This window comes from Metabacillus niabensis (genome assembly GCF_020524345.1).
Classification (GTDB): domain Bacteria; phylum Bacillota; class Bacilli; order Bacillales; family Bacillaceae; genus Metabacillus; species Metabacillus niabensis_B.
Window position 1 is genome coordinate 13732 of record NZ_JAIVLH010000029.1, and the last position, 13607, is coordinate 27338.

The 13607-nt window shown below is 36.0% G+C and carries 13 protein-coding genes and 2 tRNA genes; all 15 read right to left on the bottom strand.

All coding sequences use genetic code 11. The annotated features are described in order from the left end of the window. Positions 1–37: 37 nt before the first annotated feature. Positions 38–577, bottom strand: coding sequence for a hypoxanthine phosphoribosyltransferase (hpt, locus tag LC095_RS23515; protein WP_026562664.1), 540 nt, complete (start codon positions 575–577; stop codon positions 38–40). 21 nt (positions 578–598) lie between these two features. Continuing rightward, complete coding sequence (gene tilS / locus LC095_RS23520; RefSeq protein ID WP_226530427.1) at positions 599–1981, bottom strand: tRNA lysidine(34) synthetase TilS; 1383 nt, start codon at positions 1979–1981, stop codon at positions 599–601. A 141-nt stretch (positions 1982–2122) separates the two neighbouring features. Next, positions 2123–3133: a serine/threonine-protein kinase gene (locus tag LC095_RS23525; protein WP_226530428.1), complete on the bottom strand. Its 1011-nt coding sequence runs from the start codon at positions 3131–3133 to the stop codon at positions 2123–2125. Beyond that, positions 3117–3881: a VWA domain-containing protein gene (locus tag LC095_RS23530; protein ID WP_413467531.1), complete on the bottom strand. Its 765-nt coding sequence runs from the start codon at positions 3879–3881 to the stop codon at positions 3117–3119. The genes LC095_RS23525 and LC095_RS23530 overlap by 17 nt, the downstream gene beginning before the upstream one ends. Positions 3882–3973: 92 nt before the next feature. Continuing rightward, complete coding sequence (gene spoIIE / locus LC095_RS23535) at positions 3974–6448, bottom strand: stage II sporulation protein E (RefSeq protein ID WP_226530430.1); 2475 nt, start codon at positions 6446–6448, stop codon at positions 3974–3976. A gap of 447 nt (positions 6449–6895) precedes the next feature. Beyond that, positions 6896–6967, bottom strand: a tRNA-Glu gene (locus LC095_RS23540). Between the two features lie 19 nt (positions 6968–6986). Further along, positions 6987–7063 (bottom strand) — tRNA-Met (locus LC095_RS23545). Positions 7064–7349: 286 nt separating this feature from the next. After that, the gene (locus LC095_RS23550) at positions 7350–7790 is read right to left on the bottom strand and encodes a S1 domain-containing RNA-binding protein (protein WP_026562659.1); all 441 of its coding nucleotides are present in this window, start codon (positions 7788–7790) and stop codon (positions 7350–7352) included. An 87-nt stretch (positions 7791–7877) separates the two neighbouring features. Continuing rightward, positions 7878–8246 carry an FtsB family cell division protein gene (locus LC095_RS23555; protein WP_226530431.1) on the bottom strand — a complete coding sequence of 123 codons (369 nt, stop codon included), beginning with the start codon at positions 8244–8246 and terminating at the stop codon, positions 7878–7880. 11 nt (positions 8247–8257) lie between these two features. Beyond that, a complete protein-coding gene (gene yabQ / locus LC095_RS23560) occupies positions 8258–8893 on the bottom strand; it encodes a spore cortex biosynthesis protein YabQ (protein ID WP_226530432.1) in 636 nt (211 codons plus the stop codon). Then, the gene (gene yabP, locus LC095_RS23565) at positions 8890–9201 is read right to left on the bottom strand and encodes a sporulation protein YabP (protein WP_026562411.1); all 312 of its coding nucleotides are present in this window, start codon (positions 9199–9201) and stop codon (positions 8890–8892) included. The genes yabQ and yabP overlap by 4 nt, the downstream gene beginning before the upstream one ends. Positions 9202–9485: 284 nt before the next feature. Next, positions 9486–9755, bottom strand: a complete 270-nt coding sequence (locus tag LC095_RS23570; RefSeq protein WP_226530433.1) for an RNA-binding S4 domain-containing protein — start codon at positions 9753–9755, stop codon at positions 9486–9488. Positions 9756–9765: 10 nt separating this feature from the next. Next, positions 9766–11232: a nucleoside triphosphate pyrophosphohydrolase gene (gene mazG / locus LC095_RS23575; protein WP_226530434.1), complete on the bottom strand. Its 1467-nt coding sequence runs from the start codon at positions 11230–11232 to the stop codon at positions 9766–9768. A gap of 15 nt (positions 11233–11247) precedes the next feature. Continuing rightward, a complete protein-coding gene (locus tag LC095_RS23580) occupies positions 11248–12813 on the bottom strand; it encodes a polysaccharide biosynthesis protein (protein ID WP_226530435.1) in 1566 nt (521 codons plus the stop codon). 131 nt (positions 12814–12944) lie between these two features. Next, positions 12945–13481, bottom strand: coding sequence for a stage V sporulation protein T (spoVT, locus tag LC095_RS23585; protein ID WP_026562415.1), 537 nt, complete (start codon positions 13479–13481; stop codon positions 12945–12947). Positions 13482–13607: the final 126 nt, after the last annotated feature.

Consider the following 13607-nt stretch of genomic DNA (forward strand, 5'->3'; position numbering starts at 1 on the left):
TAGAAAATCATGGTAATACAACAAATTAGAATACTGATTATTTTTGATAAATCTCAGGCTTTAACACACCGATATATGGAAGGTTTCGATATTTTTCAATATAATCCAATCCATAACCAACAACAAATGCATCTGGCACTTCAAATCCTACATAATCTGCATTAATATCGGCTTTTCTACCTGTTGGCTTATCAAGTAACGTAACAATTTTAATTGATTTTGCCTTACGATAACGGAATAGTTTAACTAAATAACTTAATGTTAAACCACTATCAATGATATCCTCGATAATAAGAATATCTCTTCCTTCTACTGAAGTATCCAAATCCTTAATAATCTTTACTTCACCGGAAGAAACTGTGGATGTACCATAACTTGAAACATCCATAAAATCCATTTCCAAGTATGTATCAATGTTTTTTAAAAGATCACCCATAAAAGGCATTGCACCTTTTAAAACACCAATTGCAAGTGGGAAACTGTCTTTATATTCCTCTGTTAAGACCTTTCCTAGTTCTTTTACTTTTTCCTGGATTTGCTCAGTTGTAACTAAAATTTCTTGAATATCTTGTCTCATTAATGTGCGCCCCCTAGAAGATTAGCTTCTAAATTCTAATACAATACATCTATCCCCATCGTTATTCCCGGCTTCTAGATTCGATTTTTTGAGGCCTGGAATCCAAAGGATATTCCCTTTCCCATCTTCTACGATCGGCCAAGAATTTCGGCTATGTAATGGAATTTTTTCATCAATAAATATATCTTTGACTTTTTTCCTGCCGTTCATGCCTTTCAATTTAATTTTATCTCCCTGTTTTCTCGTACGAACGATTAAAGGCTCAGTTAAATCTCTTTCACTCAGCAGGAAAATATTGTTTCCTTTTTTTGCTATTGGAATCTCCTGAGTTATATAACAAGATATACTATACCCATTTGGAAGTTTAACCACAGAGGGAATTTCAAGTACATGACAGTATTCTCTACCTTCATCATGTTCAAAAGTAAACAAACATGTCTGATAGGATTTTATCACTTTAAGACCGTTTGGATAATCTAGTGACCCTGAAGGATGTTCCTGTGAGAGCAATGATTGTAAGCTCTCGATATGTATTGAAGAAAGGGAAGATGGAATATTTTCATATAGATAGTTTAATATTAGTTTAATCCCTCTTCTTTGTAAAGGCAAAGGTAGGCTTAGAAACCCTTTGATATCCATTTCAACAACGAATTTTTCTTTCCTTTTGATTACTGTATTCATGTTTTTTTCAGTTAATGCATGTAAATACGTTTCATCCTCCAGCAAGGTTTCACTAAAATACTGAAATTTTTCATGAACAAGCGGATTTTCCTGTTTTAGAAAAGGAAGCACATATTTTCTAAATCTATTTCTTGTGTAATCTGTACTTTCATTGCTGGGATCGAACCTGGGCATTAAGTTATTCTTATTGCAATAATTAAGGATTTGTTGCTTGGAGAATTCTAGTAACGGTCTAATGATGTACCCATTATGAAATGGTCTCACCCGTTTGATACCAGCTAAAGCTTCACCAGTATTACCTCTAACCATTCTCATGAGGATGGTTTCAACCTGATCATCACCATGGTGGCCTAATGCCAAGTATGGTGAATGATACTTATCCATAACCTCTTTAAAAAACCGATATCTGCATTCTCTAGCTGCTACTTGTGAACTCAATTGATTCTTTTTTGCATAAGCTTTAACATCAATTTGATATGTTTTACAGATAATTCCCCGCTCAATACAGAATGCTATAACAAATTCCATTTCTGCTTGAGATTGTTTACCTCTAAACATATGGTCAACATGAGCAGCCACTACAGTTAAATCCAAACTCTCCCTATGTTTGTAAAACATATCGAGTAATGCTAAAGAATCAGGTCCTCCTGAAACACCAACAACAATCGTTGATCCCTTTTTAACTAGTTGCTGTTGTCGAATCAGGATATCTAAATTTTTCACCTTTTTCCCCTCTTTATACGATATTCCTCAATGTATTTTCATATATTAATCCTACCATTATTTTATCTAAAAAAACAAAAAAGAAGGTCCAGTTCACATATTCAACATATTTTCACCTGAAAATTTAAATGCATCTAGATATTATAAGAGAACATGATAAACATATAAGGAATAAATGACACAGACTCCTATTAAAATCACAACTGTTTCAAAAAAATAATTGGCTTTCTTTTTCTTCTTTTTCACTTGCTGCCTTGTCTGCTGTGTAGGTTTTTTCGGATGACTTGATTTAGGAGAACTCTGCTTTGGAACTTTTGACTTATAAGTGTTTGAAGATGGAGTTCCTTTACTCGCTTTCATAGAAAGCAACTGGATAAAATCAGCTTTCATTTCCCCGGCACTATTGTATTTCCCCATCAACGCCTTATCTAAAACATCCTGATATTTTACCAAAAAAGAGTGTTGCCGTATTTTTTCGGTTAGCTGACCTTTCCCGTCACGATCACTGACTTTTTTAAAACGTTTGGGATATGCGGCATTCATCATAATCATCGCAACTGAAAACAAATCATATGTTGGCTCTGCCTTTCGATTTCCCATTCCCCAATAACCGCGGTCAAAAAACTCCGTAAATTCTTTTATAGACCTACCCTGCTGTGTCGTTCCACCAACATCTATACATCTAATTCTCGGCGGAGGACCTGAAACAATTAAATTTTCCGGTTTTAAATCCCCAAATACCCATCCCTCTTGATGAAGTTTTTCTAAATTAGTTAAAAGCTGAAGAGTTAGTACACCTGCCCATTCTATCCCTCTTTGCTCAGTAAACTCAAGGAAGTTATTACCTTGTACATATTCCATTACATAAAATGAAACTAACTTTTGAGAGTGATGAATCCAATCGTCCACATCAAGTAAAGAAGGCCCAAGTAAAGTACCTTGGACCTTAGAGAAATGTTTAAGTACATTTACCTCAGATGTAATTGACATGTTGTTTTCGCTAAGCTTGATTGCTACGTTCCCTCTTCTACTATCTGCCAAATATACATTACCTGTTGCACCTTGTCCTAAGGCCTTAATGATTGTATAACGCTCCTGGTTCCATTTGCCTGTAATAATTGAACCAGGGGTAAGGTTACATACTTGATTCATCGTAGTACTCTTCTTCATTTTTTAATAAATTTCTAAGGGAACGTTTTTTCTTAAATTGCTGTATAGCTTCTCTAATCGCAGGACCAGTTGGTGTAATACCTCCTGTTGATAATTTAGGAAAGATGGATGATAAAGATTCAAGCCTAGGAGTCCAATCAAGTACCCTTTCAACGTCATCTTTTTTCCCAGGAAATACTGAAACTGAAAAACGATTATCCCCTATCCTTGAATTTAAACTAATGGATAGATCCAGCAGGGCTTCCTTCACTGTTGGAAGTTTTGGCTTCATACTGGCACTTGTATCAACTAAAATAAGAATCTCAAGGCTCGTAGTTTCACCAAGTTCATCTACTACTTCCATCACTTCTCCTCTTTTTTCTGGAGGTAGTTCTTCCATTGATGTATGTTTGCCTAAAATTTGTTGAAGCTCTTTATTTACTACACCCTGGAGAGTTTGTGTCATTGCCTTTCTTGTCACATGTTGAACTGTTTGTGAAAGTTGATGAGCATAGACAATTTGATGCACACCTCCACCTGACATAGCAATTCCTTCTACCTCTTGAAGAGATTCCTGATCTATTACATTTTCTTCTAATACACCAATAACGTTAACAGTAATACCCTGCTCTTGTGCTAGAGCCGCCATCGCAATCGGATCTTCCCCATGATTTGAACAACCATCTGTAATTAATAAGATTTGTTTTAAATGACCCTTTTCCATACTTACCCTCCTAGAGAGATGTTGCAGTCTCCTGATTTTTCCCCTTGTCCATTGCTACACCGACATATACATAAAAATACTATTATCATACTCGCCAGGAGGGTTTTATTTTATACTTCTTATCCTATTTTCTTCGATGAAACAGGAATACTTGCCCATTTCGGTGTATTATGCTCAATGGCTGATACCACAACTGTCATATCATCTTCTATCTTTCCAGATCTCGTTCTAATTACTTCTTCCATGATGAGGTCAGCAATTTCTTGGGGATCAGTTGTTTTCATTTCACTTATTTTTCTTTTCATCCATAAATCATGATTTTCTACATGCTTTGGTCCTTCAAAAATACCGTCGCTCATCATGATAAGTAGATCTCCGGCCTTTAGTTTTTCACCTACCACATCAACATCAAAATCATCAATGATTCCCATAGGTAAATTACTTGCTTGAATCTTTATAATTTTATCTCCTCTCTTTACAAAGCTTGGGGTTGAGCCAATCTTTAAGAATTTACTACTTCCATCTTGCAAATCAACGATTGCTAGATCAAGAGTCGAAAAGATTTCATCTGTTGTTCTTAGAGACAAGATTGAATTAATTGTTTTAATTGCCACCTTCTCTTCAATACCTGATTGCAGGATTTTTTGTAGAAGCTTAATGGTTTCATTGCTCTCAAAATGGGCCCTTACCCCATTTCCCATTCCATCACTTATCGCGACAGCAAATTTACCTACACCTAAATCAATCATGGAATAACTATCCCCGGATACTAGTCCTCCTCCTTTAGCTGCATGTGCAACACCTGTTTCAATTCGGTATTTTTTCGCTGAACCAAATGAAACATGACAGTACCCATTTGGATAATTTGCACATTCTTCTTTTTTAACAATAATGGATTCCTCCAAAATATCTGAAAGCATTGGAGCAATAATTTTTTCACATTCTCCATGTCCATTACAGAACGGAATACTCATTTCAATATCTACATTCCCTTGTTCCAGACTAAAAATATCAACATTGACAATCTCAATTCCAAAGTTTTGTAAAGCATCTAAAATTTGTTCTTCTTGTACAAAATGATTTTCCCTTTCTCTTTTAATTTCCTTCGAGAGGTCTCCCATCACATTTGAAACACCTAATAATTGTTCAGCAACTAATCGCCTGCTTTCTTGCACCTCTTTCTTTAACTTTTGGTTTGCTTGAAAATAATTAATCTCCTGTTCGATTGTCTCCTCTACTTTATTTGCCTTTGAACAATGCCTGTCAAATTCTTTCCTTAATTTCATGTTGGATTTATACGTATTTTGTTTATTCTCATGCATAATGCTTTGCATTAAATCATAGGTTTTATCAAAGTTCTCAACCCAACACTTCTCTTTTTTAAAACAATGCTGACAGGTGCTTTCTGTAATACTGCTTAAGAATAAGTCGGTCTCACGTTCTTCACTATCATCTTGTTCATCCTTATCATAGAACGTGGCAAAACTTTCTGATAACGCATGAAAAACTTGAGAAAATTGCTCTACCCTATGAGCTGTCACATCACGAATTTTTCGGACATACTGTTGTTGTTCTTGGGCATGCTCATTTGTCCCGGGTATATGCTTAGCTAATCTTGCTGTAACCGCCTTAGGTGTTAGTAAAAACAGCAAGATTGCAATCATTGATTCTAGTAATGTTGTCATCAAATCAGCTGAACCTTGTCCATATAAAGAAATCAATACTGATCCAATTAATAGTCCTATGGCCGTTCCAAACTTTTGTCCTTCACGTAAAAGTCCCCCCAGTAATCCTGAGAAAGCTAATAAACTCATATGATATAAATTTCCGACGTTTGCCAGACTGAGAATCAAGCCCGTCACAACCCCAACTGTACAACCAATACTTGATCCACCGATAAATGCAAACAAGAGAACAATATATCGTGAGAAAATATGCTCTGCCTGAAGATTTTGGAAAGATACCCCGACAAGTCCAGTCATAACGGAAGCAAGGAGAATCATAATACATATAATCTCTTCAACTTTTAACGATTGTTTATATTTACGTGCAGATATCAATGGAATACTTTGCAGAAAAATTAATGTCAAAATAAATGAAAGTCCAGACTCTACTCCTGCCATCATATAGTCATATAGCATTAACTCTGTTTTTATTGCAAAGGAGTACGCTAGTCTAGTTATCGCTACCGTTCCAAAAATAACAAAAGGAAGGACTTTTAATTGATCCTTAAATAAAGAAGAAACGAGCCGATTTAAAATAAGAAATCCGATGATTGAAATTGTAATCACTAAAGCAACCTGAAAGGAAATCGTTAATCCTCCAGCAATAAGTGATAACCCCGCTAACAAGGCCTTGTCCCTTTTCATTAGTAGAACTGCTCCAAAAAACGGAAGAGCAAATGGCAGTACTTCCGAAAGAATAATAGCCCGTCCTAATAAAAAACCGATCAATCCATAAATAATTCCTTTGTGTAAGAGGAAAAGCTGGATTCTAGATGAAATTCGATGGAAGAATCGATTAACCACCTGTTGGGTTTTTTCCATCCCCAATTCCGATATTGGTTCCATTAACCTTCTTTCTACTTTTTCCATTTTTCATTCCCCCACTTATTCATGTTGCTTGTAATTATAGCTAAGCTTATGACAGGAATTTGTCAAAAGAAGGTAGAGTATCTAAGGAACTGTTCGACTGTTTTTGAAAAAAGCGACAAATATCTAAATGAATAGTATTTTTTTCAGCAAGTCTTTCGTCATATTTGTGTGAAACCTGTAATGTCGAGTCAAGAATAGTCAAAAGAAAATTGGAATAGTATGAGCATTAATTGGGTAAGGTATAATTTATTCTTTGATTAAGCTCTTTATTGGGGGTTAGTTGAATCTCTTGGCATGATGATTGAATTATTGGATACTTTGGTTGAATTCTTAAAGAATGTGGTTAAATTTTTTTCAATCGTGGTCGAATTCTTATTAATTATGACCGAAATAAGTTTTCACATAACAAAAAAACTAGCTGCAGAACGCAACTAGTTTCTTCATTGATGACCCGTACGGGATTCGAACCCGTGTTACCGCCGTGAAAGGGCGGTGTCTTAACCGCTTGACCAACGGGCCTTATTTTCTTATTTTTCTATGGTAGCGGCGGAGGGAATCGAACCCACGACCTCACGGGTATGAACCGTACGCTCTAGCCAGCTGAGCTACACCGCCATAGTTATAAAGACGCTCCTTGTTTAAAAGCATGTTCGTCATGTCTCTTCCAGACACATTCCTCACAAGCCTACATGGAAGAAAAATCAGGATGTTTACGGCTCGCTCTAGCCAGCTGAGCTATACCGCCATAGTTTTAAAAACGCTCCTTGTTTAAAAGCACAAGATTTATAATACAATCGATTTAGGCTTCCTGTCAATATAAATTTTAAAATAAATCATATAAAAAAGGAAAACATATCAATCATGTTTTCCTTACTCACAAAATGTATATGAAAGCAGCAAGCTATCCTCTTCTAGCCCCACGACCACCACGTTTTGATTCGGTATTACGTTTTAATGAAGCTAGACGATCTTCACTATCTTTTAAGAAACGATTCATTTTTTGTTCAAAGTTCTCTTTGTTATTACTATTATTGCGGAAATCATTCCCTCTTGATCTCGGGCGGTCTGAATTTCTTGGGCGTTCCGGACGTTGAGGACGCTCTGGACGGTCAATGGCCTTTTTAATAGACAAGCCAATTTTACCATCATTTTCAACATTAATAACCTTAACTGTAACTTCATCTCCGACTTTTAAGTGATCATTAATATCCTTCACATAATTATCGGCTACTTCACTAATATGAACGAGACCTGTGGATCCGCCTGGTAACTCCACAAACGCTCCAAAATTAGTAATGCCCGTCACTTTACCCTGTAACTTGCTGCCAACTTCAATCGACATAAAAATAATGCTCCTCCTTAAACAGATAAAAAATCATTCGAACCTTTATTATATTATACATAAATAAAAAATCCAGTGTCAACAAGGCTACTCTTTTATGTTAAAGATGATCTCATTATCATCAGATAAGAAATAGTCTCGTCTGGCAATCTTTGCAATATACTCATCATCATTAAGTTTTACAATTTCTTCTCTTAGTAAATTTTCTTCTTTTTCCAAGCCGGCTAATTCTTCTTCCAACTTTTCTTTTTGCTCGTTTTTTTCATTTATGGCTGAAGATTGACTAAATAAAGTGGTCACTATAACAGAAGAAGTGACGATGACTAATATTCCTAATAGTAATAGCCGCCGAAATAAGCCTCTTTTACGCCTTTTGGAAATTTGCTGTTGCCTCTCTTGCTCCATTGCATACTGTGATTGTAGTTCCGTAATTTTTTTTGATCTTTCGAGACTCATTTTTCTCCTCCTTACTTCTTTGTTAAACGTTGCCACCACAATTTTAGCTTATTAAATGTATTCTTGATTTTATTTTGATATCCTGCTAATTTGTAAAGAATTCTTGTAATAAATTGCCTTATCTGCAGTGGAACCAGTCTCCATAAAAGCCTTCCTACCCATTTTACAGGGGCTAGTAAAATTTTAACCAAAGAATATACAAATTGAAAAGCCCATTTTAATAAAGTCCATATAACTTTGACAATTCCAAGTACAATCACGATGATAAGTTGTATCAATGCTCGTATAGGCTGAACAAGCAAAACCTGTCCGATCTTCTTGATAATATTATATAATCGGATGCTTGTCTGAATGAAATATTCCAAAAGCTTCAAATAGATTTGTTTAAGCAGCCCCTGGTATGCCGCATACCCACAGAGTAAGGCAAGGAAGATATATATCCTTAGTTCCCCTTCATTTACAAGTAACAAAAGATAAAATAATATTAGGCCTTGAACAACCCAAAACATAAAGTCATTGATAAAAACAACCCACCTAGCTCTCAATGGCCGCTTCAAAAAGCGACCATATGTGTCAAGAGCTACGCCTATCCAACTACCCATTCCTACCATCGCAAGCATAGTGTAAAACTGTGTTGTTAAACTCATTTAAATAACTTGCTAAAGAGTCCTTTAGCTTTCTCCGATTGCTGTTCATCCAAGTAAATTAGATCAAATATTCTACTGCCTTTTATAGATACGATTCCTTTATCAACATCTAAATTTTTCATTTGAAGGTTTTGCCCACGAATCGCTAAAGCCCCCATAACCGTATCCAATAAGAATTCCTCACTATCAAAGCTTTCAACCTGTTTTACGCCGGTGATCTCTATTAACTTTCTGCCTCGCATGATCACATCATGCTCTTGAATCGTACCTTTATGTCCAGATGCATGATTCTCATAGTATTGGCTCATATTCTACCTCCGAATTCTAATAAAGGATTTTCCTTTACATGTGTATGATCCTTCAATTCGGTTTAGAACAAGCTATATGAAATGCGTAAGGCGCCCGATTATCGGCGACAAGCATAAGACGAGTAGGAATAGAAGGTGTTCTTTACCTTCAATTCCTACTTGGCTTATGACTCGAGCCGATGGCGCCTGGAGCTAGACACCAACACTAAGTAAGATATTTTACATTTCTATCGTACAAATGCGGAAGCTCCTTGATTGACGAAGGCAGGTATGGAAGCAACCACTTAAAAAGAGTCTTGCTCAACCTTCTCTTCCTTCACTACTCGATAAAGGTTTGTCGCTTCTTCTTTTCTTGTTGTTTCCTTTAAGTCTTCAATGACAACTGTCACCAGCTTTTGTCCAAAGCGGATCATCAACTCATCACCAATTTTCACATTGGAACTGGCTTTACCCGGCGTCCCGTTTATGGAAATTCTCCCTTGATCTGCTACTTCTTTAGCTAATGTTCTTCGTTTAATTAACCTTGATACCTTTAAGAATTTATCTAACCTCATCTTCTATCCCTCATCCTTTATCTAATTTCTTTGCTTCATTCCAATAATGATCCATCTCTTCTAAAGACATGTTTTGGAGTTGTCGATTATGCTCAATTGCAATCTTTTCTATATACCCAAATCGATCATAAAACTTCACATTTGTTGAAGATAGAGCTTCTTCTGGTTCAATTTTATAATGTCTTCCCACATTTACAAAAGCAAATAAAAGGTCTCCAAACTCTTTCGTGACGAGCGAATGATCTTTATTCACAGCTATCTCATCTTCAAATTCTTTTAATTCCTCTTTTACTTTATCCCAGGCACCTTCCACTGAGGGCCAATCAAAGCCGACCTTTGCTGCCTTCTTTTGCAAATGATAGGCTTTAGATAGCGCTGGAAGAGAAGATGCAACAGCATCCAGTATGGATTGTTCTTCTCTTTTTCCCTTCTCTTTCTTCTTTATTTCCTCCCAATTAGCCAGGACTTCATCTGAATTAGTAACAGATTGTTGACCAAAAACATGGGGATGACGACGAACCATTTTCTCAGCTACGCCTCTAATTACATCATCAATGGAAAACATACCTTCATCCTCGCCAATTTGCGCATGCAGTACAACCTGTAATAACACATCTCCCAGTTCTTCAATGATATGATCAATATCGTCCTTATCAATCGCCTCTAATAATTCATAGCATTCTTCTATAAGATATTTTTTTAACGATTGATGTGTTTGTTCTTTATCCCATGGACATCCATTAGGTCCCCTTAACTCTGCAATAATATAACGGAAAGAAGAAAATTGGTGGTAAAGAGTTGTTTCATCTGTAACAGGTGGTATATAAACACTTGTTAAATTATTAATAGTTGTTTCACGATCTAATTCGTAAAGCTCAATTTCCTTCAATTCCTGTAGACTACTGCCTGCAGCTGTGACAATTTTAATTTTATAATGATCAGGTAGTTGCTCCATAAGTGTAAGCTTTACCTCTGAAGCTATCATTTGATCATAAACTTGAGTGATAATAACATGTCCCTTCAGTTGTAGCATCTCTTTTCTTAAATCAAATGCATCAACAAGCTGAAATCCTTCTACCGGATCTATTTCTAATGCTTGAAAAGTGGAATCCAGAAAGCTTTGTCCACCCTCAATCTTAATTGTATATCCTTTTTTTCTTCCTTCTTTTAATAGAAGCTGAACTGTTTTTTCAGCAACAAGTGGATGACCAGGCACAGCATAAATGATATTCATTTCATTTGCCTTTTTAAGAAGCATTTCCACAATCGTTGTATAAACGTGATCAAAATCATCATGCTGCTCATAAATGCTATCAAAGGACTCAAAATGTAATTGATCCCCTAGCTCTGATATAACAGGGTGTTCCTTTGTTCGTAGAAATAGATGTTCCGATTGAGTTAACAATCGATACACACCATATGGCAGCTGATTCAAATCTCCTGCACCAAGCCCTAAAATTGTAATTGTTTTTGTCATCAATGTACCTCATTTCTATTTAAAAAGTTTCTTTACTACAGGAATATATTGAATCTCTGAATGTGAGAATACTTTCATTTTTAAAATTAAAACGATATAAACAATTCCACCGATGAATACCCCAATTAGTGAGATGATCATTGAGTGTGCACGAGTTTCAGGTCCAACATATGCCATCCCTAGTTTAAGAGTAATGACCATAATAATAATTGCCATTCCTATTTGACCAATTGTTCTTAAGTATGGAAAAGAAAAACCTTTCACTTTAATGAATACCATCATGACCAAAGCTACAACAAAATATGCTACAAGACTTGATATCGCGGCTCCCGTCACATCATACTTGGGAATTAACATGATATTTCCAAAATATTTAAAGGACACTCCGATTACAACCGCTATTGAAGGTACAAATGTGTACCCTAACCCTTGTAAAACTGCAAACATTGTCAGGCATATAGATGTAAATAAGATAGATCCGCTTAAAATCATCAGTACTTTTGAGCCTGAAATATCTTTAAAAAGCATCATGTTAATAGGATCTATTAAGGCTATTAATCCTCCAGCCGCGCCTGCACCAATAACTAAACATAATTTCAAGGAAATCTGCAACTTTTCCTTTATAAAATCCTCATTTTGATTCATTTTTGCTTGAGCAATAGCTGGAACAAGTGATAGTGCGAAGGACGTTGCTACCACTGTACCTAATTGAATTAACGGTTGTCCTCTGTCATATACTCCCTTTGCTACTTTTGCCATCTCCTCATCTATGCCATTATGAAGAAGTAGAGCATATAAATGCAGGGCATCGACTAACTGAATGAGAATCAGCAACAAACTAGTAATCCCAAAGCTAAAACTATATTTAAGTAACGTTAAAACAATTTCTCTAGCTTGAATTGATGCTGATAGATTCCAATGTAATCTTCTTTTCTTGTTTCGTCTCCATAAGAAAAGAAGAATGAAAAATCCTGCTATACTCCCCATTACAGATGATACCAATGCTCCCCAGCCTGCTGTATAAAGGTCATACCCAAAATAAATAAAAAAATAGGAGCTTATTAAAATAAAAGAAACTCGAAATCCCTGTTCTACCACTTGTGATACTGCTGTTGGTTGCATATTCTGTTCAAATTGAAAATAGCCCCTTAGTAAGGAAACAAAAGGAACCAACAAGAATGAGAAAGAAGAGATTTCAATAAGAGGAGCTAGTTTTGCATCTCCCATTATTTTTGAGATAGGTTGTGAATATATGTATAGAAGGAAAAACAACGCCACCCCAAAGCTCGTTAAATATATCATAGCAATGGACATTATTTTTGAACGATCCTGCTCCGATTTCCCGTGGCCTAAATCACTCATTACCTTTGATATCATAACAGGAAAACCGGAAGTTGCTAACACCACGCTCATCCCATAAAATGGATAAACCTGCTGATAAATATAAAAGCCAATATCCCCTACAATATTTTGATAAGGAACACGGTAAGCCGCACTTAATATTTTTGTTACTAACCCTGCAATTGTCAGGATGAAAACACCACGCAAGGCAATATTCATATGATCTTTTTCGATGTTCATTCTATCCCCTCTCAAACATCCTCTATGAGGATTATAGCATATATCAAAAGCGCAAGTGCCTTGGTCAGACCTCACGAACCTAATTTTCACGTACATAAAAAAAGGTAGCGAAAATCCGCTACCTTTTTTTCTTATTGCTCCATTTGACGAGCTAAAAATCCTGCCGCTGTTTCCACTGCCTTGTGTTCAACCTCTCCAATTGACTGCTCTTTAGAAAGGATGATAACAGCTCCAATTGGATCTCCATTAGCAACGATTGGCCCAATTGTATACGACTTAATATCTTCGCTTAAACCTTCAACGATTTGGATGTCTCCTGCATCAGTTTTTAAAACTGAATTTCTTTCTTCCATTACCTGCTCGACAATGTCACTAATGTTCTTGTTTAAGTATTCCTTTTTTGATCCTCCAGACACAGCTATGAAAGTGTCTCTATCACAGATTAAAACAGGATGTCCCAAACTATCGTATAAGGCATCAGCATATTCTTTAGAAAAATCGCTTAGCTCACTAATTGGTGAGTATTTCTTTAGAATGACTTCTCCATCGCGATCCACAAATATTTCTAAAGGATCTCCTTCACGAATTCGTAAGGTTCTGCGTATTTCCTTTGGAATAACTACACGACCTAAATCATCAATGCGACGAACAATACCAGTTGCTTTCATCTTATGTTGCCTCACTTTCATCGGATGATAGGAAATTAATGATTGTTGTTAATATCCTGCTGTAAGTATAAAAATAAGAACTGTTTATGACAGGAGCTTCTTTTATGTAACAATCATCGTTTGTTG